The sequence below is a fragment of the Niallia sp. FSL W8-0951 genome (genome assembly GCF_038006525.1).
GTDB lineage: Bacteria > Bacillota > Bacilli > Bacillales > Cytobacillaceae > Niallia > Niallia circulans.
In genome coordinates this window covers 3,124,911-3,150,661 of record NZ_JBBOVK010000001.1, presented here as the reverse complement: position 1 = coordinate 3,150,661, position 25,751 = coordinate 3,124,911, and the positions used below count along the sequence as shown (strand labels likewise).

22 protein-coding genes are annotated in these 25,751 nt (G+C 35.5%); 20 read left to right on the top strand and 2 right to left on the bottom strand.

Annotated features, from left to right (window positions below; translation table 11 throughout):
* Nucleotides 1-33 precede the first annotated feature (33 nt).
* Both NSS71_RS15590 and NSS71_RS15585 read right to left on the bottom strand, forming a co-directional pair.
* Nucleotides 34-2,247, bottom strand: a complete 2,214-nt coding sequence (locus NSS71_RS15590) for a GH92 family glycosyl hydrolase (protein ID WP_047943837.1) — start codon at nt 2,245-2,247, stop codon at nt 34-36.
* A gap of 19 nt (nt 2,248-2,266) precedes the next feature.
* On the bottom strand, nt 2,267-3,295 hold the full coding sequence (locus tag NSS71_RS15585; protein WP_047943838.1) for a GntR family transcriptional regulator: 1,029 nt from the start codon (nt 3,293-3,295) through the stop codon (nt 2,267-2,269).
* Between the two features lie 224 nt (nt 3,296-3,519).
* On the opposite strand from NSS71_RS15585, the gene NSS71_RS15580 reads away from it, so the two are divergent.
* From NSS71_RS15580 to NSS71_RS15485, 20 genes are all read left to right on the top strand, one after another.
* A complete protein-coding gene (locus NSS71_RS15580; RefSeq protein WP_047943839.1) occupies nt 3,520-4,815 on the top strand; it encodes a glycoside hydrolase family 125 protein in 1,296 nt (431 codons plus the stop codon).
* 39 nt (nt 4,816-4,854) lie between these two features.
* Entirely contained in the window at nt 4,855-7,527 is a 2,673-nt protein-coding gene (locus NSS71_RS15575) for an alpha-mannosidase (RefSeq protein ID WP_047943840.1), read from the top strand.
* Nucleotides 7,528-7,715: 188 nt separating this feature from the next.
* On the top strand, nt 7,716-8,912 hold the full coding sequence (locus tag NSS71_RS15570; RefSeq protein ID WP_047943841.1) for an MFS transporter: 1,197 nt from the start codon (nt 7,716-7,718) through the stop codon (nt 8,910-8,912).
* A 163-nt stretch (nt 8,913-9,075) separates the two neighbouring features.
* The gene (locus NSS71_RS15565; protein ID WP_082138403.1) at nt 9,076-10,185 is read left to right on the top strand and encodes an SDR family oxidoreductase; all 1,110 of its coding nucleotides are present in this window, start codon (nt 9,076-9,078) and stop codon (nt 10,183-10,185) included.
* Nucleotides 10,186-10,249: 64 nt separating this feature from the next.
* Nucleotides 10,250-11,506 (top strand): cytochrome P450, encoded by a 1,257-nt coding sequence (locus NSS71_RS15560; protein ID WP_341151805.1) that lies wholly within the window; start codon nt 10,250-10,252, stop codon nt 11,504-11,506.
* Between the two features lie 181 nt (nt 11,507-11,687).
* Complete coding sequence (locus NSS71_RS15555; RefSeq protein ID WP_082138404.1) at nt 11,688-12,983, top strand: helix-turn-helix domain-containing protein; 1,296 nt, start codon at nt 11,688-11,690, stop codon at nt 12,981-12,983.
* 152 nt (nt 12,984-13,135) lie between these two features.
* Entirely contained in the window at nt 13,136-13,264 is a 129-nt protein-coding gene (locus NSS71_RS15550) for a hypothetical protein (protein WP_268874807.1), read from the top strand.
* 7 nt (nt 13,265-13,271) lie between these two features.
* The gene (locus tag NSS71_RS15545; protein ID WP_047943844.1) at nt 13,272-13,898 is read left to right on the top strand and encodes a hypothetical protein; all 627 of its coding nucleotides are present in this window, start codon (nt 13,272-13,274) and stop codon (nt 13,896-13,898) included.
* 78 nt (nt 13,899-13,976) lie between these two features.
* Nucleotides 13,977-15,146, top strand: a complete 1,170-nt coding sequence (locus NSS71_RS15540; RefSeq protein WP_047943845.1) for a hypothetical protein — start codon at nt 13,977-13,979, stop codon at nt 15,144-15,146.
* A 234-nt stretch (nt 15,147-15,380) separates the two neighbouring features.
* Nucleotides 15,381-16,184: an undecaprenyl-diphosphate phosphatase gene (locus tag NSS71_RS15535; protein WP_172864653.1), complete on the top strand. Its 804-nt coding sequence runs from the start codon at nt 15,381-15,383 to the stop codon at nt 16,182-16,184.
* A gap of 263 nt (nt 16,185-16,447) precedes the next feature.
* Nucleotides 16,448-17,962: a BglG family transcription antiterminator gene (locus NSS71_RS15530; RefSeq protein ID WP_082138405.1), complete on the top strand. Its 1,515-nt coding sequence runs from the start codon at nt 16,448-16,450 to the stop codon at nt 17,960-17,962.
* Between the two features lie 25 nt (nt 17,963-17,987).
* Nucleotides 17,988-18,458, top strand: coding sequence for a PTS sugar transporter subunit IIA (locus NSS71_RS15525; RefSeq protein WP_047943877.1), 471 nt, complete (start codon nt 17,988-17,990; stop codon nt 18,456-18,458).
* A gap of 42 nt (nt 18,459-18,500) precedes the next feature.
* The gene (locus NSS71_RS15520; RefSeq protein WP_047943848.1) at nt 18,501-18,815 is read left to right on the top strand and encodes a PTS fructose transporter subunit IIB; all 315 of its coding nucleotides are present in this window, start codon (nt 18,501-18,503) and stop codon (nt 18,813-18,815) included.
* Nucleotides 18,816-18,831: 16 nt separating this feature from the next.
* A complete protein-coding gene (locus tag NSS71_RS15515; protein WP_095258446.1) occupies nt 18,832-19,917 on the top strand; it encodes a PTS fructose transporter subunit IIC in 1,086 nt (361 codons plus the stop codon).
* Between the two features lie 59 nt (nt 19,918-19,976).
* Entirely contained in the window at nt 19,977-20,828 is an 852-nt protein-coding gene (locus tag NSS71_RS15510) for a class II fructose-bisphosphate aldolase (protein WP_047943850.1), read from the top strand.
* Between the two features lie 24 nt (nt 20,829-20,852).
* Nucleotides 20,853-21,752, top strand: a complete 900-nt coding sequence (locus NSS71_RS15505; RefSeq protein ID WP_047943851.1) for a ketose-bisphosphate aldolase — start codon at nt 20,853-20,855, stop codon at nt 21,750-21,752.
* A 250-nt stretch (nt 21,753-22,002) separates the two neighbouring features.
* Nucleotides 22,003-22,326 (top strand): PadR family transcriptional regulator, encoded by a 324-nt coding sequence (locus NSS71_RS15500; protein ID WP_047943852.1) that lies wholly within the window; start codon nt 22,003-22,005, stop codon nt 22,324-22,326.
* Entirely contained in the window at nt 22,319-22,879 is a 561-nt protein-coding gene (locus NSS71_RS15495; protein WP_047943853.1) for an HAAS signaling domain-containing protein, read from the top strand. The genes NSS71_RS15500 and NSS71_RS15495 overlap by 8 nt, the downstream gene beginning before the upstream one ends.
* Nucleotides 22,872-23,669 carry a DUF4097 family beta strand repeat-containing protein gene (locus NSS71_RS15490; RefSeq protein WP_047943854.1) on the top strand — a complete coding sequence of 266 codons (798 nt, stop codon included), beginning with the start codon at nt 22,872-22,874 and terminating at the stop codon, nt 23,667-23,669. The genes NSS71_RS15495 and NSS71_RS15490 overlap by 8 nt, the downstream gene beginning before the upstream one ends.
* A gap of 169 nt (nt 23,670-23,838) precedes the next feature.
* The gene (locus tag NSS71_RS15485; protein ID WP_047943855.1) at nt 23,839-25,524 is read left to right on the top strand and encodes a methyl-accepting chemotaxis protein; all 1,686 of its coding nucleotides are present in this window, start codon (nt 23,839-23,841) and stop codon (nt 25,522-25,524) included.
* Nucleotides 25,525-25,751: the final 227 nt, after the last annotated feature.

Below are 25,751 nucleotides of genomic sequence, written 5' to 3'. Positions count from 1 at the left end.
GTCGGCGCGGGTAGGTTTTTGGTGTGCTTTTATTTATAGGAGGGAGGCACTGTCTGTCGACAAGGAATAAGGTAAATCTGTTTCTGCATAGTCTTTATTTGGCGGCACAATACCAAGCTGGAAGTCGATGGTGCAGCCTTTTATAAGTACGTCATGCTTTAAAAATAGCTTGTTGTAAATTTCATTGTTGACAGTAACCTGATGAACAAAATTAAATTGTGGCTGGTTGAATGCAGTTGAAATTTCGATTTTTTTGTCATTTGGTAGATGTATTGTAATCTCATCAAAAATCGGCATTCCAATTACATATTCCCCTGTACCAGGGCAGATAGGATAAAAGCCCATACTGCTAAAAATAAACCAGCCAGACATACTGCCATTATCTTCATCACCAGGATAGCCAGTTGGACTACTAGAGAATAACTGGGTCATTAATTGTTTTAATAAAACTTGAGACGAAGCGGGATCACCAGCATAGGTAAATAAATAAGGCAGATGAAAACTTGGCTGATTGGATATGGCAACTTGGCCAAAATCAATTGCAGCCATTTCGCTCATTTCATGTATTTCCAATCGATAGCCTTTGGTATCAAAAATCGGTTCTTGATTGCACAGATCTACTAATTTGTTTCGAAAAGGTTCTTTTCCACCATAAGCATTTATTAATCCAGCGAAGTCGTGAAAAACCGCAAAGCTGCTTTGCCAAGCGCTTCCTTCTGCATAATCCTGCCCCCAGCTAAAGGAATTGAAGGGTTCTTCTACTTTGCCTTGTTTATCTTTGGCACGCATAAATCCCGTTTCTTTATGGAAGATATTGCGATAATTATAAGCGCGCTTTTCGAAGGTCTTCCTTAGATCATCCTGTCCTAATTTTTGGGCTACTCTGCTAATGCAGAAATCACTAAATGCGTAATCAAGTGTATGGTTTACACTTTCATGATGGCTGGAAGGAATGTAGCCATATGTATCATAATCTTCGATTCCTTGTCGGCCATAGGTTCGCTTTGAACTTACGGTAGAAGCAGTTTTCACCATTGCTTCAAACAACTCAGGAATGATATCAACAGCAATTCCTTTTTGCGACGCATCTGCAATAACAGCATCGATTAACGTACCCGGCATAAGTCCACGTTCATCGGGAGACAGCCATTTAGGGAGAAATCCCGTTTCTTTATAACTATTCAGAAAGCCTCTCAGCATTTCTTCATATTCTTCTGGAATAAGAAGAGAATAGAAAGGATAGACGGTTCGGAATGTGTCCCAAAAGCCGTTATTTGTATACAGGACACCAGGTTTTACACTTTTGCTTGTTGTATCATAATGAATCGGCTCACCTTGTTGATTTATTTCATAGAATTTTTGCGGAAAAAGAAACATCCGATACATACAGTGATAGAATGTCTTAACTGTAGAAAAATCTTTATTCTTCACTTCAATTTTATTTAAGTAATGTTCCCAAGCTTCCTCTGCCCTTTCTTTGAGAGCATTAAATGAAAAAGGTGATAGTTCTTGACTTAGATTCCATTCTGCTTGAGCACTGCTTATAAAAGAAGTGGCAAGACGAGTTTCTAGCGGTTTGTCTTCGGTTAATAAGAAGCGCATCAAAAAGTGCTGGTCTTCGCCAGTTGCTGAAAAAGCGGAAGTAAACGTCTTATCCTCTTGGAAAAAGCCAGTATGCACTTGATCGATGGGATGACTAAAGGTCATGACAAAGTACATTTTAAAATCAGGATCTTCGCAGCCAGCAAAATTGGAAACATATCCAGTTAGCTTGTTTTTCTCTATATCTAGTGAAACGTTTCCTTTGCCAGGAAGATGTAGGGATAAACCTGGTAGATTGAAATCTCTATAGGCAGAACGAAGTATGGAGCCATATGTAGTAGGAACCAATTCATTCTTAATTTGATAGCGTGCTTGCGTTATTTGTAAATAATGTGGCTGATATACGGCATTTTCAGGTCGATAGGAACTTTGATTGTGGTAAATATCGTCATGGTGAACAGCGCCTGAAAGGGGTGTTAATAATAAATGGGAGAAATCCCCCATCCACGGGCTCGGCTGATGAGTTAACCGAAAGCCTTGAAAAACCCGATCACGCGGATGAAAAAACCAGCTTCCATTCGTATGTTTTGTTTGCGGAACAAAGAAATTCATGCCAAAGGGAAAGCCTGTATAGGGAAGCGTATTCCCGTTTGAATAGCTATGTTGATTTTCTGTACCTTGTCTTGTATCAATTAATTCTAACATAGACACCTCTCCTTACTTTTTAATTAGTAGATTCTCTAATGATCATTTCAATCGGAATTACTACGGAATGAATTGCTTCTTTGTTTTCAATTAATTGAATAAGCTGTTTAGCTGCTTGATATCCGATCTCCTCGAAGTTTTGGGCAATCGTGGTTAATGCGGGGTCGACAAGTTCAGCTGCTTGTATATTATCAAAGCCAATAATCGAAAAGTCTTTAGGGATTTGATAGCCGTATCTTTTGATTTCTTTCATTAAATGAATCGCATTAATATCGTTCTCTGCTATCAGGCCAGTAATTTCTTCTTCTTTTAGCTGACGGATAAAAGCGCTGTTGTCCTCAGCTGAATGCACTACTTTTGAATCATGATACGCAATATTTGCTTCGTGTACTGCTTTTAAATAACCTAAATACCTTTCTCGAATAGTGGAACTTCTCTCTAAATTTTGTGTAGCATAAAAAATGATTTTCTTATGTCCTTGGTTAATTAAATACTGTGCTGCCAGATAACCACCTTGCATATTATCAGATGTAATAAAAGGAAATGGGATGCTTTCGATTTTCTTATCGAGCACCACTACCGGAAATTTTTCGAGATATAAGGTATAAAGAATATCTAAATGCGATGTTCCAGCCTCTGGATAAAGGAGGAGACCTGCGTACATAGATGATATTTTTTTGGCATCAAGCTGACTTAAGTAAGCATTTGTCTGAATTTGCACCGTATAGGATGTGTTCGCAATAAAACGGCTAATTCCTTGAGCATAATCTCCTAGTCCAGGATTATTAGGAAAAGGAAGAATAAAGAGAATAACATCAGAAGGAAACTGTTTTTGTTCGGCAACAAAGCTTCCTCTCCCTTGGATTCGTTCGATTAGTTCTTTGTTTTCTAGCTCGGTTAATGCTCTCTTTGATGTGATTCGACTGACGTTGTATTGCTTAGAAATTTCTAATTCTGTCGGTACTTGATCGCCTGGCTTTAAATCACCAGCTTGGATTTTGGCTAGTATGTCTGTGACAATTTTTTGATAAAGTGGTTCTTTTTTCATCATAAACTCCTTAAATGATATATCAAATTTATTATAACATGAAATTGCTTTCCGTAAAGAGTAAAGCTAAGCAAATTTTATGAATATAAATATGAGAGAAGTTTTCCCGATTTATAGACAGACAATTTTTCATTAAAATAAGAAAAAGAAACACTAGACAATAAAGGCGATTGAAATTAAAATGGGTTTAAATGATATATCAAATATTGAGAGGGGTTCGAAAAATGTCATATCAAAAAACAACGATGTCTTCGGTAAAAGAATTTATGAAATGGATTACAAAAAAATGTGGGGATGAACATGCGAATTGGGCTGTTAATTTCAATACTTGTTTTGCTAATACATTAGAAACAACAGTTGAAAAGCTGGAGGATGGAACTACTTTTCTCCTTACAGGGGATATACCAGCGATGTGGCTGCGAGATTCCACTGCACAGGTAAGACCATATTTAGTATTGGCTGAAAAGGACGAAGAAATGGCTAATATGATTGCCGGTCTTATTGAGCGACAATGTCAGTATATTTGTTTGGATCCTTATGCGAACGCTTTCAATAAAGAAGCGAATGGGGCAGGACATCAAACCGATTTAACGACAATGAATCCATGGATATGGGAAAGAAAGTATGAAATTGATTCACTGTGTTATCCAATCCAGCTTAGTTATTTGTTCTGGAAGGCAACAGGGAGAACAAATCATTTTAATCAGTCGTTTCAGGAAGCGGTCCAAAAAATAATTGAGGTATGGATGATAGAGCAAGATCATACGAATTCCTCCTATACATTTGAAAGAGTGACCGATCGACAAGAGGATACGTTAATAAACAAAGGGAGAGGGGCAGACGTCGTTCCTACTGGCATGACCTGGTCAGGATTTAGACCAAGTGATGATGCTTGTACATATGGTTATTTAGTGCCTTCAAATATGTTTGCTAGTGTAGTGCTAGGTTATCTAATCGAGATTTATGAAGATGTTTTGAAGATAACGGAGCAAGTTCCTGTCTTTCAAAAACTCAAAGAGGAGATAGAAAAAGGGATTGAGGAGTTTGCCGTTGTACGCAATCATAACGGTGAAGAAATTTATGCCTACGAAGTAGATGGAAAAGGCAACTTTACCATTATGGATGATTCTAATATACCTAATCTACTATCTGCCCCCTATCTTGGATATGTGGAGGAAAATGATGAAAGATACCGAGCAACACGGCAGACAATACTTAGTAAAGAGAATCCTTACTTTTATAAAGGGAAATATGCGGAAGGGATTGGAAGCTCCCATACACCGGAAAATTATATTTGGCCGATTGCTCTTGCGATGGAAGGTCTAACGGCAGAGGATAAAAAGGAGAAAGAAAGAATACTAGATTTGCTTGTAGCCTGTGATGGAGGAACACATTTAATGCATGAAGGCTTTAATGTGGATGATCCTTCTCAATATACGAGAGAGTGGTTTTCATGGGCGAATATGATGTTTTGCGAATTAGTAATGGATTATTTTGATATTCGAGTAAAGAAAAAATAATGACAGGACAGTAAAGGAACTAGAGAGGAGTACCTGAAGATGAAAAAAGTGTATATAATATCCCATAGTCACTGGGATCGAGAATGGTATTTGCCTTTTGAACAGCATCGCATGCGATTGGTTCAGCTAATCGATGATTTATTAGAGTTGTTTGACACAGATCCTCATTTTAATAGTTTTCATTTAGATGGGCAGACAATTATTCTCGATGATTATTTGGAGATAAAGCCGCAAAACGAATGGAAGCTCAAAAAATATATTCAAGAAGGAAAATTAAAAATTGGTCCCTTCTATATTCTGCAAGATGATTTTTTAATTAGTAGTGAAGCAAATGTACGAAATCTTTTAATTGGATTGCAAGAATGCCAAAAATGGGGAGCACCAGTTAAGTTAGGCTATTTCCCAGATACATTTGGGAATATGGGGCAGGTACCACAAATTCTTAAACAGTCTGGCATGGATGTGGCGGCGTTTGGGCGCGGGGTTAAACCTACGGGGTTTAATAATATTGTTATCAATGATGATCAATATAGTTCACCATATTCAGAAATGTGGTGGGAGGGCCCTGATAAATCCACTGTTTTAGGCATTCTTTTCGCCAATTGGTATAGTAATGGGAATGAAATTCCTGTGGATGAAGTGGAAGCAAAGCAATTTTGGGATCAGAAATTAAAGGATGCCCTTCAATATGCATCTACAGATCATCTATTGTTTATGAATGGCTGTGATCATCAGCCAGTTCAAAAGAATATTACAGCTGCCATTGAAGCAGCCAATAATTTATATCCTGACATAACCTTCATTCATAGTAGTTTTGATGAGTATATGAAAATAATAAAACAAGACATTCCTGAAAATTTACATACAGTGAAAGGAGAATTAACTAGTCAGGAGACAGATGGCTGGTATACTTTAGCAAATACCGCTTCCTCTAGAATATATCTGAAACAAAGAAATACAGATGTTAGTAGATTGTTAGAAAATATTGCGGAACCATTGGCTGCAATGGCCTATCAAAAGGACGGAAAATATCCCCATGAAATGTTTCAGTTTGCATGGAAACAATTGATGCAAAACCATCCCCATGACAGTATTTGCGGCTGCAGTGTGGATGAGGTGCATCGTGAAATGATGACTCGCTTTCATAAAGCAGAGGAAGTAGGTCAATTTATAAAAACAGAAGCTTTAACTATGCTTGCAGAACAAATTGACACGAGTGAATTTCCAGCTGGAAGCCGCCCTTTTATTGTCTTTAATACTGCTGGCAGTACAAAAACAGGTTTGGTTGAAATAGAGATAGAGTGGAAAAGACTTCCCTTTTCGAGCGGACGTCCAGATGAATTGTATCGCAAGCTAAAAGCCGAAGAGTTTCCAGCAATGAAAGTAATCGATAAAGAGGGAGTGGAAGTTCCAGCAAGGGTTATCTATACAGATATCCGGTTTGGATATGATCTTCCAGAGGATCGTTTTCGTCAGCCGTTTATCGGTGCTTATGTGACTGTTGAGCTCCCATTAAACGAAATGAGTCCATTATCATGGCAAACCTATGCGTTGATAGAAGGGGAATCCCAGCAGCAAGAACACAAAAAAATTGTTCAGCATCAAGGGCAGCTTTTAGAAAATATCCATCTAAAAGTTCAAATAGAACAAAATGGTACATTGACTGTTTTGGATAAAGGAACAAATAGTATCTACACAAACTTTCTCACTTTTGAGAATACGGGCGATGTTGGCAATGAGTATATTTACAAAATGCCAAAAGGAGATCAGCCCATTTTATCATCAGCAGGAACAGCAGAGGTAGAGATTATTTCTGATACTTTTGCGTATGGAGAAGTGCTTTTAACACAAAAAATGCTGATTCCAGAATCAGCAGATGAAAGGTTATTGGAAGAGCAGAAAGGATTAATTGAATTTCGTGGTCGTCATGCTGGCCGTTCGAAAAAGCTGAAAACATTGGAGCTGAAAACAAAAATAAGATTAGAGCGAAACAGTAATCAGCTTTTATTCGAAACGTCATTTGCTAACCAAATGAAGGACCATCGCATACGAGTGCTCTTTCCAACGGGGATTCATGTAGAGGAGCATGAATCTGACAGTATTTTCGAAGTAGTGAAGCGAGCAAATAAGGTAAGTTCCAACTGGGAAAATCCAACTAACCCACAGCATCAGCATGCATTTGTTAATTTACATGATGAAAATAGAGGGGTGACTGTTGCGAATTATGGACTGAATGAGTATGAAATTATGGAAGATACCATTGCCGTTACTTTGCTTCGAGCGGTTGGGGAATTAGGAGATTGGGGTTACTTCCCAACTCCAGAAGCTCAGTGTATAGGAAATCAAACAGTGAAATTTGCCGTAGGATTTCACGATAGCACAAACAAGCTGGAATCCTATCATGCAGCAATTAACTTTCAAATTCCATTTTCTAGTGTGCAAACAGATATGCATAAAGGTGCATATCCGTCCATATATGAATTTATTCAATTGGACGGAAAAGCTTTTCGACTAACAGCATTTAAGCAGAAAGAAAACAGCAAAGAAATAGTTCTTCGAGGCTATAATTTAACGGAGCAAAAACAGCCTTTAACGTTGAAATATAATGGGAAATACCCAAGAAAATCTAATTTACTGGAAGAAGTGAACGGAGAGATGTTCGATTCCAATCAAATGAACGAAGCGGAGATTTGTACATTTATATGGGAGTAATTTAGAAGAAAAAAAGAGTGTTTCCCCATTTTTTATAGGGAAACACTCTTTTTTTATATGAATGATTAATAACTAAAATAGTAAAATATAGTACCAATCAGCTAAGTATTAATGATTCTAGACATTTCCAGATGTAGTCCTTATGTTATAATTATATATCATCTTGGTTGGTGAAAGGAGAGTTGGTAATGAACAAGAAAACAAATTTTCTCATTTTTTTATTGGCGGTAAGCTGTGGAGCTGTAGTGGCTAATATATATTATACCCAGCCGATAATTCAATTTATTTCTGCTGATTTACATATTGCTTCAAATATTTCTGGGCTGTTAACGACTTTAACGCAGATTGGATATGGCGCTGGCTTGTTTTTCTTAGTGCCCTTGGCGGATCTTTATAAAAGTAAACGAATCATTATCTTGTTAATAGGGCTAACCATTCTTTCTTTAATTGGTGCTTTATTTTCGACAAATGGCATGATCTTTTTATTTGTTGTTACATTCATCGGGATTGGAGCAAGTGCTGCTCAAATGTTAGTGCCATTAACGATGAAAATTGTCCCTAAAGAACAAGCTGGGAATTATATCGGCAAAGTAATGAGTGGGCTTTTTATTGGAATTATGGTGGCGCGGCCATTTTCAATCGCCGTTACGGATTGGCTTGGCTGGCGGATGGTCTTTCTTTTTTCTTGCCTTATTTTAGTTACTATTTTGCTATTATTATTAAAATTTTTGCCGGATTTTGGATTAGAATCTAATCTTGGCATAACGTATCCTGCTTTATTGCGCTCGATGGTAAGTGTCCTAAAAGAAACGCAGCCACTCCAACAAAGAGCATTTTACCATGCTTGTATCTTTGCTACATTTAGTTTGTATTGGACAGTTTTACCCATCTTATTAAGATCCGAGTCCTTGCATTTTACTAATAATGAAATTGCCCTATTTGGCTTTGTTGCCATTGCTGGTGCATTGTTAACCCCATATATTGGAAAGTTAGGGGATAAGGGATATATTTACTCTATGACGAATGTATCAATGGTTCTAGTATTTGTTTCGATTTTTCTTTTGTTTTTTGTAAAAGATCATTCTATCTTAAGTATTGCACTTATTGTAATCTCTGGGATTATACTAGACATCGGTGTATCAGGAAATATGCTGTTAGGTCAAAAGGTTATTTTTAGCTTAAACCCAGCCATTCGAAATAGATTAAATGGATTATATATGACCATTTTCTTCTTAGGAGGAGCGTTTGGATCATGGATCGGAAGCTATAGTTATTATCAATTCAGTCCGGATACGGCATTGCTCTTGGCGATGACCTTTCCCATACTAGCTCTCCTTGTTCATCTGAAAAAAGGAAAAAAAATATTGTCTCATGCCATGGGCTAAAAGAGTAGTTTAAAGAATGAAAGTATCCTTTTTGGGATATTTTTCATTCTTTTTTTATTACTTTTATGGGTATATCTTCTATATGTCACTTCCATTTCTTTTCTGATATTATTTCTGAATTACTAAATACTAAGCTTATTACTATTATGTGGGAGGTATGATGATGAGCAGCAAGGAAAGAGAGTACGATAAGAAAGTACTTCATTTAGAGAGCTTAAAGGAATTAAAAGATAGGAAGTTTCAGAAACAAGTTGATTCAACGGGCAAGCGGACATTAAAAGAAATCAAGGAACAAGTAATCGTAATTACAGGAGCTTCTAGTGGGATTGGACTTGTCACAGCGAGAATGGCTGCTTCTAAAGGTGCAAAGCTTGTGCTGGCAGCACGAAATGAGAATGCCCTGGAAAAACTAACTGCTGAGTTAAAGGAACAAGGGGCTTCCGTCGTTTATGTAAAGGCTGATGTGGGAAAAGAACAAGAGGTAAAAAAAATTGCCGAAACAGCGCTAGAAACATTTGGAGGATTTGATACTTGGGTTAATAATGCAGGAGTGACGATATATGGATATGCCCTGGATGTAAGCATTGAGGACATGAAACGAATGCATGATACTAACTATTGGGGTGTTGTCTACGGTACAAGAATTGCGATTAACCATTTCAAAGAGCGAGGGAATGTGGGTGCTCTAATTAATGTAGGGAGCCTATTTGGGGATAGAGGAACACTTATCCAGTCGACATACGCACCTTCGAAATTCGCTGTTCATGGCTGGACTGAAAGCATTCGAATGGAAGCGGAAAAGGAACAAATTCCTGTATCTATTACTTTGATTCATCCTGGAAGAATAGATACGCCATATGCAGAACATGCTAGAAGTTATTTGGATAAGCAGCCTACTCACAAAGGGATGATTTATCCTCCAGATGCGGTAGCAGAAGCAATATTATTTGCAGCAGAAAATCCAATGAGAGATATATATGTTGGTTCTCAAGCGAAACTATTAAATCTACTAGGCACATTATTACCGCGATTTACAGACAGGTTAATGGAGAAATGGATTCCACCAACTCAATATAAAGATCAACCATCTAACAGCCGTGAAAAAAGTAATTTATATCAGCCAGGATACGGTTTACATGAAAGAGGAAATAATCAGGGATGGATTCGTTCTCGAAGTATGTACGTAAAAATGAGCAAGCATCCCATTCTTACAGCTGCAGCTGCCGTCAGTATTGGGATTATCTTTTTGACTAAAGGGAAAAAATCAAAGTAATAAGAAACAGAATACCTGTTTTTCCTGTGCGAATGATGACACAGTTTAGAAAGGAGAGTCCGAGATGCCGACCAATTCAAACGTGCCTTCAGATAAAGGATTAGATAAAACCATTACCTTATTAAAGGAAGGATATCTATTTATTAATAACAGAATGGATAAATTTAATACTGATATATTCACAGTGCGTTTATTAGGGCAAAATGTGATATGTATAAAAGGAGAGGAGGCTGTAAAGATTTTCTACGACACTGAGAAATTTCAGCGCAATGGTGCAGCCCCTAATCGCGTTCAGCAATCATTATTTGGAAAGAATGCGGTTCAAACGATGGATGATGAAAAACATCTTCACAGAAAACTTCTATTTATGTCCTTATTGACTCCTGAGCATCAGAAAAAGTTGGCGAATCTTACAACAGTCTATTTAGAAGAGGCAATAAAGCAGTGGGAACAACGGGATCAAATTGTTTTATTTGATGAAATAAAGAATATCTTATGTAAAGTTGCCTGTCAGTGGGCAGGAGTCCCGCTTGCGGAAGAAGAAATATTAGAGCGTGCTGATGATTTTATTGCGATGGTGTATGCATTTGGCACCCTTGGCCCCGAGCACTGGAAAGGCAGAATGGCCCGTAATCGAGCAGAGCGGTGGATTAGACAAGTGATTGAAGAAGTTCGTGAGGGCAAACTGGAAACAGAGCAAGGAACCGCGTTACATGAAATGGCTTTTTATGAGAAAATCGATGGAACAAGGCTTGATACGGAAATGGCGGCAATTGAGTTAATAAATGTGTTAAGACCAATCGTTGCGATTGCCACTTTCATTACATTTTCTGCTTTAGCCTTCCATGAATATAAAGAACAAAGAGAAAAACTTCGCACAGCTGATGACCGACATTTCGATATGTTTGTCCATGAAGTAAGGCGATATTATCCGTTTGGCCCTTTTCTTGGAGCTCGTGTCCGAACTAATTTTATGTGGAAGAACCAAGAATTTAAAGAAGGAACTTTAGTCTTATTAGATATTTATGGAACCAATCACGATGCACGTTTATGGGAGAATCCCAATCAATTTAATCCAAGTCGATTTGAAAATTGGCAAGGAGGGTTGTATGATTTTATTCCCCATGGCGGAGGAGATCCAGCAAAAGGGCATCGCTGTCCCGGAGAAGGAGTTACAGTTGAATTGATGAAGGTTGTTTTGCGAACTCTCGCAACGGAATTGGACTATGATGTTCCAGTTCAAGATTTACATTATGACTTAAGTCAGATGCCAACATTGCCGAAGAGTGGTTTTATTATGAACAATGTTAAAAAACGATAAGTAAAAAGAAGAGCTTGGCCTGTTTATTTAAAGGTCAAGTTTTTTTATTTGTTATTTCTCCTATTGGTGAAAAAATATGTCGAAGAAGTCCTGTTTTTTGAAAAAAATTGGTGAATTTTTTTATATATTTTCTAAAAAATGGTAGATTAGCGCTATAATTATAATATCGATACATGGAGAAATGGAAATAACAAGAGAGAAGGGAGATATAATGATTGGTGAAAGAATAAGGCAACTACGTATCCATAAACAGCTGACGCAAAAGGAATTAACGGAAGGGATTTGTTCTATCACTTATTTAAGCCGGATTGAAAATGGGCAAATCAATCCATCTGCAGAGTTTTTAAGAAAAGTGTCCAAAAGACTTGGTTATGATTTAACCGAATTGAGTAGTCCGAATAGAGATGAAAAAATATTAGAGATCGTGGAAAACTATAAAAAAAGCGGAAAAATTACAGATGAACACCTTTCTTATCTTCATATTCAGACATTGGAATTAAACTCTACCAAAATAAATCTGAACCTTTATGGAGTTTTATTGAGATATTATACGACAAAAGGAGAAATAGAGCAGGCTAGAAGTATTTATAGCTTATCTAAACGATTTATTTCAGGAGAAATTAATGAAGGTTTAGAAGAAGAATACTTTTATTATTATCTTTCTTGTGGTAACTTCTTTTATTACCTTCAGGACTTTAATTTTTCAGTTCATTATTACACAAAAGCAGATCATTTATTAAAAGATAGGGAGAGTTTAGATGCTGCGAAACTTTATTATAATCTTAGTTTGATTAAACAAAGAACACACGCCAATCAAGAAATTAGTATGTATTACTCTAATAAGGCATATGAGATATTTGAAAAAAAGAAAGAAAAAGAATATATCATTACTGCTTTAATTACATTGGGGGTTCAATATCAGCTAAATAATGATTTGGATAATTCAATGGAATGTTTAAAAAAGGCAGAACATATTATCATGGAGAATAAAGAGCATGAGAAACTTTCAAGTTTTAAAGGGATGATACAGCATAATATAGGGAGAGTTTATGAGAGAAAAAAGGAATATCAGTCAGCAATAAAATACTATTTAAAGAGTATTAATATATTTGAACAACCTTCACTAGATTTGCAGATTGTTCACCCGTTGAGAAGGTTAGTAGAAATCTATATAGAATTAAAAGATTGGGTACTTGTGGATGAGTATTTAGAAAAGGCCCTTGCGATAACAGAAAAATTTCAGCTTAAGCATGATTATATTTTATTATGTTTATTAAGATTATCGGTTAAGAAACTGCAAGGTAATGAAACTGCATATGAAAAGGGAATGCAAAAAATGCTAGACTCTGCAATTGAATTACATCAAGGTATTTTGATTAAACGAATAACCAAAGAACTGGGGAATCATTATTACGATAAAAAGGCATATAAGAAAGCAGCAGATTATTTAATGAAAGCATTAGAATATGAGGAATAAATTGAAGTAGTAGGTATGTATAGTAAAATTTTAATAGCAAAAAATCTATTAAATGATAGAAAAAACAGTAGAATTTTACCTATTTTTATAAATAATCTATATAGTATAAAATTTTATTAACAAATAGATTAAAGAATAGGAGTGTATTACAAATGAAAAAAATGATAGTATCCGTTGTGGTTCTTATTACTTTAACATTGGGTGTGAATCTTGGAAGTGCTTTTGCTGGGCATGAATGTCAACCAGGAGCACTTAGTATTGGAAATCTCGAAACGGAGTAATAGTGAAATGGTGGAGATGAATAATCAGTTGATGCAGCGAATTTTTGAAACATATCAAGATCAAATGAATCGTGATTATTTACAGCCATCAACTTCTCATATTGTTGCTTGTTCTATTGAAAAAAATCAAAAAATATCACTGCGACCTCGAGAATGTCTTTTTCATAAAAACACATTAGCACAAATTTTATTTGAGGTAATAAGCAAATTTGAACCGGAATTTATAAAGGATATATCTCCTGTAATACTCAAACTAGATGAAAATGTAGTGATGGGAATTCCTTATAATGGTGTTTATAAGCTGGATTCTGAAAAGGAAATTTTTGTGCAACTAGATACAATAGAGTGTAAGCAATATAGTGATATTGCTATACACCAGAAACAATTAGGAATACATTCAAACTTAGGCATATCATATAAGCTTTTAAGACAAGACAAAGAGACATTGGACACTTTAATAAAAGTAATGAAGAAATTAAATTATTATTTAACTATTCATGGAGGAGTAGAGTCAACCATTGCAATAGCTGACTTTATCTCCGACAAGCACGAAAAGAAATTATTATTACCCCCTTACCTTTTTATTCAATGGTTATATCCTACAACTAACTTTGGAGACACTTTAATCTCATAAAGAAAAATTCCAATTTACTTCATTTAAAAGGCGAGTTTGCACTATTAGCATGCCGCCTTTTTACTTTAGGAGGATAGTATGAAAACGAAATTTGGTATAGCTCTATTTCTAATTATCGTTCTAATGATTACTGTCACTACAAAAATTGGCCATTCAGAAAATAACCTTACGATGGAAGAGCTTAATCAGCCAGATTTTCTACATGATAAAGAGGCAGTTGTCTATTTCTCCACAATAACTAATCAAGATAGGAATAATGAAGGGATTAGCTACGCTGTTTTTATTGATGATAAAGGAAAAGCAACTGGTTTTCAAATGGGTGGTTTAGAATTTGGAAGCATGGCGCTAAATGATCATCAAATGTTGTTAGAGGATAAAAATACAATAAGGTTGATTGGAGAAAAGAATGCTGTAATCGATTTGAAATACCAACAAAGCGGAGAACGAACAGGCTATTTGGAGAAACAGGATGTCTTTTTCTCTATTTATCGTTCTGGAAATGATAAAGAAAGGGATATATCCCATATTTATTGGGGAAATCACAAAGGGTTTAAAGGAGGAAATCTCCCTTTTAATATAATGGCTTCGGGTTCCACCAAGGATGAAATTCTCATTTTGACAAATGATAAAGAAGAAAAGGAATATGTCTTAAGGAAAGCATTCTTGGAAAATAACCATTTAGAAATAAAGGCCATTAAGGGATTGGAAATGGAGAAAGGATATGAATATTCATCATTGGCACCTATCTTAAGTGACGAACTCCATTATTATGTTTTGCTTTCAGAGATAACCGATGACAAGAGTCAAAATACCGTTTTATTTCTCCTTAATAAGGAAACTTTGGAACAAACAAAAGTGGAGTTAAGTACAGGATATGTTGCTAATGACCCCGCAGCTGATTCCATGAATTCCAAAAATGCAGCTTATTTATGGCGGGACGTTTTTTTCTATGTTAACGGAGTAGGAGAAGTTGTTGCGGTAAGTAAAGATGGACAAGAACAGAGTAAATTCCTGCTGGAGGATTTTCCACAAAACCAACCCCGGCATAATGAAGAAGTATATTTTGCAGGGGATTATTTATTTGCATTAAGGTATGACGATTCGAAAAAAGAGAAGTATTATCTGGAAAGCTACTCTTTGGAAAATGGTGAGAAGGTAGAAGAGAAAATAATAGAAGGATTAGATGCCATCTTATCATCTGTAAAAGGAACTTCTATTTATTCTTATGATTTTAAAATATTAAAGTAAAAGCATAAGAGCAGCCTTATGCTTTTTTTAATGAAGCTAGATGTAAAGTAGATTTATTTTAAAAAAAATATTTGTTTTCTCCTTTCCAAATTTAAAAGGTTCTAAAACGATTACATTTTTATAGAATAAGAGATTGTACAAGTTGATCCCTATATTTCCATCTCACTTTCAAGTATACTAAGAAAAAAGTAGATAGTTGGAGGTTAAGTAGTGGATTTACATGATTTTTTAGTAATGTTCAAGTATTTTATTCTAGGAGCCATCCAAGGTATTACCGAGCCAATTCCAATTTCCTCAAGTGGTCATTTAATTATTGGCCAAAGGCTTCTAGGAATTGAACAGAGAGGCTTATCGTTCGAGATTATTACAAATACGGCATCATTAATTGCCATTGTCTTCATTTACCGAAAGGATATAAAGCAATTAATAACACATAGCTTTTTGTATCTAAAAACACGAAAGGAAAGTTATCGAGCTGATTTTCGATTCTCCCTGTATGTTATTATTGGAACCATTCCAGCTGGTGTGATCGGCGTACTGTTTGGCGATTATATTGCTGATTATTTCACCTCTTTTTATACTGTTTCCATTACACTACTAATTACAGGTATAGCTTTATGGATCATTCGAAATATGCGTGGTGTAAAAAGAGATGGGGATTTATCTTTGCGAGATGCTCTTATTGTTGGATGTGCTCAAGTGATTGCACTTATACCAGGTATCAGCCGCTCAGGTTCCACTGTTATAGCGTCCATTGCATTGGGCATGAAACAAAGTACGGCGCTGCGTTTTTCCTTTATGCTTTATATTCCAGTAAGTGTTGGAGGAGCTATTCTTGGAGTAACGGAAATGATTAACAGCCCAGATTTGAAAACTTTGGCTTGGCCTTATTTCATTGCTTTTATCACGGCTCTTGTTTTTACCTATTTCTCTATGAAATGGCTAATGGGTATAATGGAAAAAGGAAACTTAAAATATTTTGCTTATTATTGCTTTATCGTTGGAACGATATTATTGGTGGTAACCTACTTATTATAAAGAGAATAATAGACAAAGAAGAAAAGTGCGATAGGACAACTATTGTGCTTTTTTGTCTTTAATGACGACTGTTTCAAAAAGAAATGAAAGAAAGGAAGAGCTTTTATTGTAAAATCCCAAGTTCTTAACAAAGCCGGAAAATCAGAAATAAGGATTGCTCACTTTAATAGGGACATAACAATCAACATTATTTTGTAATTGTGTATCCGCTTTCAGTCGGATAAGATATTACCATAGAAAGAAGAAAAGAGGTGAAGGAATTTGTGAGTCAAGTCATAAATGAGCGTCATCAGATGATTCTTACTATCTTACGAAGGGAGAAACGGTATGTGACAGCTGCAGAGTTAGCACAATCACTTAAAGTTTCTAAGAAGACAATATATAGAGATATCCAACAAATAGTTGATTCGAATTCAATGCCGTTTCGGATAATAAAAAAAGAAAACTTCGGTTATTACTTCCAGAACCATAAAGAACCTTTAGAAACGGAAACGATTGTATTTGATTATCCTGACGAAAGACGTTTGAATTTACTATTATATCTTTTAGCCATTGCACCCGGTAAGACCTCAATTCAAAAAATATCGGAAAAGTACATCGTAAGTCAGAGCTCTATTCTCAATGATTTTAAACATATTGAAAAGGAATTAAGGTCCTATCATTTAAGACTATTAAGGACAAAGGAAGGAACCTTTATTAAGGGAGATAAACTATCTATTTATCGTTTGATGGCCGTAATTATTGAGAATTACTTAACTCAAATGGGAGACCCTTTTAGTCAATATGATATTCCTGATTCTATCAAAAAAGTAAAAGTGAAAAATAATCATTTAATAAAAATTAAGAGGTTGCTGCATGATATCCAAGTGAAGCATGATTTAAGCTTAGATCAGCCCTATTATTTAACCTTATTCTGCTCTCTTCTTTCGATAATAGAAAAACATAATAATAAGCTTTCATTAGATGAAGAAGAAATAGTATACGAAGAAATAGATGAAAATTCCACTATTTATTGTATTTGTAAAGATATGATTGAGGAAATCGAAAATCAGTTTTCTCTTTCGTTAAAACAATATGATATTTATTCTCTTTATTATATTTTGAAAGCGTATAAACTTAATTCGCGATTTTTATTAAATCAAGGTACTGAGCCATATAAAAATGATCAGGTCGTTCTTTTAACAAAAAGGTTAATAGCAAAAGTGACAGAAAATAGCGGATATCGATTCGATACGGATGATGAATTATTAGAAAGGATAACCTTGCATATGCATGCAATGTTATATCGATTAAGCCATCGAATCTATATAGTTAATCCAATCATAAAATCCATAGTAACCAATTTCTCCAATATATTTGGCTTAGTAAAGACTAGCATTCAACAGTTAGTAGAAGAAGGACATTATGAAAAGTATATAACCGATGAAGAAATTGGCTATATTACTTTGTATTTTCAAATTTCGTATGATGATCATTTTGCTAATCAGATTCCTATATTAATTGAATGTACAAGTGGAATTGGCACTTCGCATTTATTAAGTGAAAAAATAAGAAGAACTTTTCCTGATATCCACATAAAGAAAATAATCGCCCAGCAACGAATAAAACAGACAGATTATGAAGATGTAGAATTAGTTATTTCTACTGTGAAAACACATAGTATCATTGATAAGCCTACTATTCTTGTGAGTCCTATTTTAAATCAAGAGGATAAGTTTAAGATAGATCAATTTATTAAGGACTACTACAATCAACAGAGTATTATCGGTGAAAAATAGAAAGGTAGGAGAGTTAAAAGTGGACATGAAAATAGAAGAATTAGATTTTCATAAGGTAGTAACAGAAGATCTTATCGAGTTAAATTTGCAAGGAACTACAAAGGAAGAAGTATTGAATGAGTTAACTGACCTATTATATGAAAACGGTTGTATATCGAATAAAGAAGGATTTATAAAGGATGTGATGTATCGAGAAGAAGAAGGTGTTACTGGTTTGGAGAAGGGGGTGGCTATCCCCCATGGTAAATCAAAGCATGTACGAAAGACATCTATTGCAATAGGAAGAACCCAATCATTTATAGAATGGGAATCGCTTGATGGAAATCCTATCAATATTATTATCTTATTTGCTGTTAAAGACACGGATAAAACCACTATCCATATTAAATTATTACAAAAGGTAGCTGTCTTATTAGCGGATGAGGAAACGATTAGTAAGTTCCAAACACTGCAGACAAAGAAAGAATTTTTAAAGGTATTAACGAAAAATGATTAAGGTGCATTTTATTAAAAACTTATAAATTTGGAGGGAATCATGATGAATATTGTGGGGATTTCAGCTTGTACATCTGGTATTGCTCATACGTATATTGCGAAAGAAAAATTGATTAAAGCAGGCCAAGAGCTGGGACATAAAGTTCGTATCGAGACACAAGGGACCATTGGAATTGAGGATGAGTTAACGACTAAGGAAATAGAGGAAGCTGATTTGGTCATAATTGCTGCAGATATCAAGGTAAGTGGAAAAGAACGTTTTGCTGGGAAGAAAATTGTTGAGATACCTACACATATTGCCATAAAGGCACCGAAACAGCTTTACCAAAAGATTGACGCTGAGCTAAATAAACAGTGAGGGGGTCTACTAGATGCTGAAGAAAATGCAAGTAAAAAAGCATGCTTTAACAGCCATTAGTTATATGCTGCCACTTGTTGTGGCATCAGGACTTTTAATTGCAATTGGGAATCTTACAGGTGGTTCGGTCATTGAAGATTATAAAGCTTCCTTTGATATTCCCTCAGCACTTGTTTCGTTAGGAGTACTTGGAATGGGGTTATTAGCTCCTGTTATTTCAGGAGCAATAGCATATTCCATAGCAGATCGTCCAGGTATTGCTCCAGGGTTATTAATGGGATTGATCGCAAACGCCATTGGAGCAGGATTTTTAGGTGGGATGCTAGGTGGATTTATTGTTGGTTACTTTGTTTTATTTTTAAGAAAAAATTTAAAAGTGCCAAAGTGGGCAGAAGGCTTAATGCCAATGATGATTATTCCTTTAATATCGAGTTTAGTTATCGGATTACTTATGTTTTTTGTGCTTGGCGTTCCGATTGTATGGGCAACAGAGGGCTTAACTTCTTTTCTAACAAGTATGCAGGGATCGATGAGATTTGTTTTTGGGGCAATATTAGGGGGAATGGCAGCATTTGATTTTGGCGGGCCAGTTAATAAAGTAGCCTCATTGTTTGCAGATGGTTTGCTATTAGAGGGCATATACGAGCCAGAAGCTGTAAAAATATTGGCATCAATGGTTCCCCCATTTGGTGTAGCCATTTCTTGGGGACTTTCTAAATTATTTCAGAAGAAACGATATACAAAATCGGAAGAAGATAACATCAAAATAGCTCTACCGATGGGAATATGCATGATTACAGAAGGCGTTATCCCGATTGCAGCAGTAGATATTGTAAGAGTTGTTGCTTCATGCACCATTGGAGCAGCCGTTGGAGGAGGGTTCTCTATGATGTGGGGGGTAGGATCTCCGGTTCCATCAGGAGGAATGTTTATTGTACCTGCGATGACACATCCAATTCTATTTTGTGTGGCATTACTTATCGGGTCACTCATTACCGGAGTTATGCTGTTCTTATGGAAGAAGGAACCAGCTGCAGAAATAGAAGAAACATCGAGTGAAGAGGAAGAAGTAGATTTATCAGATGTGAAGATTACATTTTAACCTGAATGAAAGAACGCTTATTTTGCTAGAGAGTAAGTCAATAAAGGAGGGGACTTAGAATGTATGTTTCGATGAAGGGAATGCTTGCACGTGCCAACCAAGGGAAATATGCGGTAATGGCAATCAACTGCTTTAACCTAGAAACAGCTAAGGCAGTGATTGAAGCAGCACAAGAATTGAGAGCACCTATCATTGTAGATTTATTACAAGATCATTTAATGCAGCATTTGGGAAGTAAGTTATTAACAAGACCAATTATAGAAATGGCAAATGCAGCAAGTGTAGAAGTAGCTATTAATTTAGACCATGGGCAGGATGTTGGATTTGTGAAGAGATGCTTAAGAGATGGATTTTCTAGTGTAATGATGGATGCTTCTCGTTATCCAATTGATGAGAATATAAGAATAACGAAAGAAATGGTAGAATTCGCGCAAAGCTATGATGCGAGCGTCGAAGGGGAGATTGGTAATATCGGTTCTGTTTCTAGGAACCAGATGACAGATGATGAAATGTATACGAATCCTGATTTAGCCATTAGATATGCAAAAGAAACAGGAATAGATGCGCTGGCTATTTCTTATGGCTCTAGTCACGGGGATTATCCAGATGGTTATATTCCAGCTTTTCGATTCGATATTTTAGAAAAAATTAAAGGAGAAACGGGTATCCCGCTTGTGCTCCATGGAGGATCTGGATGTGGAGAAGAAAACATAAGAAAGTCTATTTCATTAGGTATTAATAAGATTAATGTTGGCTCTGATTTTTTTAAAGCACAGGTAAATAGTATAAAAGAAAACATGGTTAGAAACGAAATAGATTATTTTGATATTATTCATCAAACGATTAAGGCTGGAAAAGATTTAGTTAAATATTATATTGAACTGGCAGGCACTGAAGGAAAGTCATTATAAATTTAAAGAAAAGAGGAATATATTATGTTATTAAATATGAAGCAGTTATTAGAAGTAGCACAAAAACATCAATTTGCCGTTGGAGCATTTAATGTAGCAGATAGTAACTTTTTGAGAGTAGTAGTTGAAGAGGCAGAAAGCAATAATTCTCCTGCGATAATTGCAGTACATCCAACTGAATTAGACTTTGTCAAAGATGATTTTTTCTCTTATGTATTAACGAGAATTAAAAATAGCCATGTTCCATTTGTTCTGCATTTAGATCATGGCGGAAATATGGCTGATATTATGCGGGCGATTCATGCAGGCTTTAGTTCCGTCATGATTGATGGCTCCTTGCTTTCTTTAGAAGAAAATATTCAGTTAACGAAACAGATAGTAGAAGTGAGCCATTCGCTGGGAGTATCAGTGGAAGGAGAATTAGGAACAATTGGAAATACAGGTACATCAGTAGAGGGCGGGGTATCGGAGGTAATTTATACTAGACCAGAAGACGCCCAAGAATTTGTAGAGAAAACAGGGGTAGATACATTGGCAATTGCAATCGGTACTTGTCACGGTATTTATCCAAAAGATATGGAGCCAAAGTTGAGAATGGATATTTTAAAAGAAATTAAAGAAACGGTCGACATTCCTCTTGTGCTTCATGGCGGCTCAGCTAATCCAGATGAAGAAATTGCAGAGGCTGTTCAGATTGGTATTCAAAAAGTGAATATCTCATCAGATTATAAGTACGCATTTTATAAAAAATGCCGTGAGATTTTAGCTGAAACAGAGCTTTGGGATCCTAACGCAATATATCCAGCATGCATTGATGCAGCTAAAGAAATAGTAAAATATAAAATGAATTTATTTCAATCCATTGGAAAAGCTGAAATTTACAGAGAAGAAAATGTGACGGCATGGCGTAGAGAATGGTTATAAGCAGTAGGAAGAGGGGAGATAATCCTCTCTTTTTTTATAATCGAATTATTTTTTTATGTCCTCATTAAATGGTGCAGATATAGGTTTCTGTGCTATTTTAATCGTTTTAAAGAGAAATCTAAATTTATTTTTTAATCAGTACCTTGCAATGAACAATACTAAATGGTATATTATTGGCAATAGGTATTATTTTTACTATGGTACTGTTTATTATAAGGTACTGAATGATGAATAAAGGTAGGTGGAAAAGATGAATGTACAGTTTAAAAAGGGTGTCTTAGAGTTATGTGTACTTGTTCTTTTAGATAAAAAGGACCGCTATGGCTATGAACTCGTTCAAAAGATATCCAATCAAATTGAAATTTCAGAGGGCTCTGTTTATCCCCTCTTAAGAAGATTAACAAAAGAAGAATATTTTACAACTTATTTACAAGAGTCAACAGAAGGTCCTTCGCGTAAATACTACAAGTTAACCGATAAAGGAAGAACCTATCTTAATAAACTTATTACGGAATGGAATGAATTTTCTAATGGTGTCAATCAATTAATAAAAGAAGGTGTAAATAATGACTAAAGAGCAATTTTTAAAACAGCTCCAAGCTGGATTAAAAAAGCTTCCGCAAGAGGAACGAAAAGATATCATCCATGATTATGAAGAACATTTTTTTATAGGCAAAGAAGATGGAAAAACAGAGGAAGAAATAGCCAAGTCTTTAGGATCTCCTCAGCAAATTACGAAAGAATTAATAGCTGCCTATCACCTTGAAAAGGTGGAAAAAAGCAGAACAACGGGAAATATTCTTCGAGCAGTATGGGCGGTTATTGGTTTAGGATTCTTTAATTTGGTTATTGTACTTGGACCATTTCTTGTGATAGCATCCCTTATTCTATCAGGGTGGATAGTTGGTGCGTCTTTTATACTCTCCCCACTACTTGTTCTTGTGGACAGTGTTTTTCATCCAGGTAGTTTTGCATTTTTTAAATTATTTATGACCATTTTGCTAGTGGGATTAGGAATTTTTATTGTAATTGGTATGTATTACATTACAAGAATTTCTTCAAAAGGCTTTATCAATTATTTGAAATTTAATGCAAAATTGGTGAAGGGAGGCCAAAAGCATGATTAGTCTAAAAAAATTAATGGTCACTGGACTTATTCTTGTTCTAATTGGCGGCATAGGGGCATTCCTAACATTCCGCGATAACAGTATAGATATTCATGAAGAGAAAGTATTTAAGGAAAATGATATTACTGGAATTGAAGTAGATTCCAATAATGCAGGGATTGAAATTATTCCCACAGCAGAGAAGGAAACAAAGGTTGTGTTGCAAGGAAAAGGTTCCTCTGAAACGAAGGGAAGTTTTACTGCCAAGGTAGTTGGGGAAAAACTGGTTGTAAATTGGAATGAAAAACAAATTAGCTTTTTTCAGATGAATTTTATAGATGAATCACTTACCTTAAAAATTCTTGTACCTGTGAAGGAATATAAATCCCTTCGCATAAATAATGATAATGGAAAGATTGATTTAGCGGACCTAATGGTTGAGCAAGTACAGGCAGAAAGTAATAATGGTCGCATCCATCTGCAAAATATTCAATCCAGAAGTGTAGAAGTAAACTCTGACAATGGAAGAGTATCGCTGGATCATGTAAGCGGAAGCGTGAAAGGAGAAACGAATAATGGGAGAATTTCGATGAAAACTGCCACATTGGATCAGGCGATACAGCTGGAAACAGATGATGGCAGTATCGAAATTGTAACAGATAAGGAACCAACAAATGTCACATTCGATGTTCAAGTTGATGATGGCAGCATCAATATTTTAGATAAATACAAAGGAAGTACCGTGATTGGAAACGGAGAAAATAAAGTAAAGCTGAAAACAAATAATGGGAAAATTAGGGTGGGGAATTAAAAAAAGGCAGCTTTTTTAAGCTGTCTTTTTTATCTGCCGATATAAATATAAATTTTCTTGTGAAAAGAAAATTTGGTATCGCATTCAAACTATATAAAAAATAAAAGCCTCCGATATATAGAAAGTAAATGGACAAAAGAATAAAGCTAGAAGCATTCAGGGGGATAGAATGAAAATAAAATATCAATTGGCAATCATTTTCTTCATTTTAATTATTTCTTTGTTGGGGATTGGCGGATTTAGCAATATGAGTCTGCAGTCGTTAATTGCAAATAGTAAAGAACTGACAGAGGCAAAAGAAATGCAGCGTCTAGTTACTCATTTGCAATATCGAATTGCTGGAATTTCTAATGACGAGCGTGGCTTTCTTCTTACCGGAAATAAAGAATATAGTGACGGAATTAATGAGAAAGAGTCAGACATTCATGATACTTTGAAAACAATGGAGACTTTATCTAATTATTATGAGTATAAAGAAGATATCCAAACGTTTCAATCCAGTCTACAAACGTACTTAGCCACAAGTGACAAAGTGCCTGGGGCTTATATCGAAGATCCATCTGCTGCAGAAAAACTCCATTTTGGGGATTTACGGACATTAAGGAAAGAAGTTTTAGATCCGGCAGTTAATGAATTAGTGGAACATATTAATCAAGATGTTATTCAGTTGGAAGAACAAAATCAAAAAAATAATAAAATAACAAAAACGGTATTAATCGTAATTATCATCGTGGCAGCACTATTGAGTATTGTCTTAGGTTTTCTGTTATTAAAGTCTATTTTACGACCATTAAATAAAATTAATAATCAACTTCAAAGTATTGCTTCTGGAGAAGGGGACTTAACACAGCGAGTAAATGTGAATGGGAAAAACGAATTTGGTCAATTAGCACATTCGTTTAACGCATTCGTCGATTCTCTTCAAATAATGATAAAAAGTGTAGGGCAGACGTCTAAAAATGTTGCACAAGCTTCAGATGAATTAGCTTCCAGTATGGAACAATCGACTGTAGCGGTAGAGCAAGTGGCGGATGCTGTTCAAACCATTGCAGAGAATGGAAATAAGCAAGATTCACTTACCCAGAATAGTTTAATAGAAGTTAATAATTCCTTGAAAAATATTAAGGATGTGGCCCATACTGCCAGCGAAGTTGCAAATGAATCTCTGCTTATTAAAGAAAAAGCAAAAGAAGGGGAATTGGCATTGACTGAAATGCAAATGCAGATGGAGGCAATTCATGCATCTGTTGATTTAGCAGGAGATGGATTAAAATCACTTGTTTTAAGTACAAATGAAATTAATGAGGTACTTGCAAGTATTCAAGATATATCCAATCAAACCAATCTGCTAGCATTGAATGCATCCATTGAAGCAGCAAGAGCAGGAGAACATGGAAAAGGATTTGCGATTGTAGCAGAGGAAGTTCGAAAGCTATCAGAAATGACAGGTACTTCTGTAAATCAAATACACGATCTGATAAGTTCTATTCATGACCACTCAAACACGACAGAAAAAAATATGTCTTTTGTAATAGAAAATGTAGATGCTGGTACGAAATTATCTGATACTACAAATGAACATATTAAGGAAATATTAAATCGTGTTGAATCCATTGCAGATCATATTAAAAAGATGGCAGAAACAGCACAAGAAATTACGGCAGAAGTACAAGAGGTACAAGATTCAGTGGAAGAAATAGCTCATACTTCTCGCGAAACTTTAGAAAGAACGGAAAGTGTTGCAGCAGCAACAGAAGAACAAACTGCCTCATTCCAAGAAATAACAAGCTCAAGCATGGCATTATCTAAAATGGCAGAGGAGCTTCAAGAACTAGTGCACCGATTTAAAATCTAAGAAAGAATGTAAAAAAAGAGAAACTGTGTGAGATTTTCTAGATCAAATTTAAAAAGATCGAAAAAAATTAAGGAGGCAAGTACCCAAGGATTTCGAACAAGTATAGGTCTGAACAATTATACAATTATGTGCATATATTGTATAATTGTTCGTTTTTTATTCGGTATAAGTGGTAATCATCCGCAGATTGCATAAGCTTGCTAGTGGGCGAGCACCAAGCTGCTTCA

Excerpts from the sequence above, each read along its gene's own strand:
- NSS71_RS15590 (WP_047943837.1), bottom strand. The coding sequence starts at position 2,247 with ATGTTAGAATTAATTGATACAAGACAAGGTACAGAAAATCAACATAGC.
- NSS71_RS15585 (WP_047943838.1), bottom strand. The coding sequence starts at position 3,295 with ATGAAAAAAGAACCACTTTATCAAAAAATTGTCACAGACATACTAGCC.
- NSS71_RS15580 (WP_047943839.1), top strand. The coding sequence starts at position 3,520 with ATGTCATATCAAAAAACAACGATGTCTTCGGTAAAAGAATTTATGAAA.
- NSS71_RS15575 (WP_047943840.1), top strand. The coding sequence starts at position 4,855 with ATGAAAAAAGTGTATATAATATCCCATAGTCACTGGGATCGAGAATGG.
- NSS71_RS15570 (WP_047943841.1), top strand. The coding sequence starts at position 7,716 with ATGAACAAGAAAACAAATTTTCTCATTTTTTTATTGGCGGTAAGCTGT.
- NSS71_RS15565 (WP_082138403.1), top strand. The coding sequence starts at position 9,076 with ATGAGCAGCAAGGAAAGAGAGTACGATAAGAAAGTACTTCATTTAGAG.
- NSS71_RS15560 (WP_341151805.1), top strand. The coding sequence starts at position 10,250 with ATGCCGACCAATTCAAACGTGCCTTCAGATAAAGGATTAGATAAAACC.
- NSS71_RS15555 (WP_082138404.1), top strand. The coding sequence starts at position 11,688 with ATGGAAATAACAAGAGAGAAGGGAGATATAATGATTGGTGAAAGAATA.
- NSS71_RS15550 (WP_268874807.1), top strand. The coding sequence starts at position 13,136 with ATGAAAAAAATGATAGTATCCGTTGTGGTTCTTATTACTTTAACATTG.
- NSS71_RS15545 (WP_047943844.1), top strand. The coding sequence starts at position 13,272 with ATGGTGGAGATGAATAATCAGTTGATGCAGCGAATTTTTGAAACATAT.
- NSS71_RS15540 (WP_047943845.1), top strand. The coding sequence starts at position 13,977 with ATGAAAACGAAATTTGGTATAGCTCTATTTCTAATTATCGTTCTAATG.
- NSS71_RS15535 (WP_172864653.1), top strand. The coding sequence starts at position 15,381 with ATGTTCAAGTATTTTATTCTAGGAGCCATCCAAGGTATTACCGAGCCA.
- NSS71_RS15525 (WP_047943877.1), top strand. The coding sequence starts at position 17,988 with ATGAAAATAGAAGAATTAGATTTTCATAAGGTAGTAACAGAAGATCTT.
- NSS71_RS15520 (WP_047943848.1), top strand. The coding sequence starts at position 18,501 with ATGAATATTGTGGGGATTTCAGCTTGTACATCTGGTATTGCTCATACG.
- NSS71_RS15510 (WP_047943850.1), top strand. The coding sequence starts at position 19,977 with ATGTATGTTTCGATGAAGGGAATGCTTGCACGTGCCAACCAAGGGAAA.
- NSS71_RS15505 (WP_047943851.1), top strand. The coding sequence starts at position 20,853 with ATGTTATTAAATATGAAGCAGTTATTAGAAGTAGCACAAAAACATCAA.
- NSS71_RS15500 (WP_047943852.1), top strand. The coding sequence starts at position 22,003 with ATGAATGTACAGTTTAAAAAGGGTGTCTTAGAGTTATGTGTACTTGTT.
- NSS71_RS15495 (WP_047943853.1), top strand. The coding sequence starts at position 22,319 with ATGACTAAAGAGCAATTTTTAAAACAGCTCCAAGCTGGATTAAAAAAG.
- NSS71_RS15490 (WP_047943854.1), top strand. The coding sequence starts at position 22,872 with ATGATTAGTCTAAAAAAATTAATGGTCACTGGACTTATTCTTGTTCTA.
- NSS71_RS15485 (WP_047943855.1), top strand. The coding sequence starts at position 23,839 with ATGAAAATAAAATATCAATTGGCAATCATTTTCTTCATTTTAATTATT.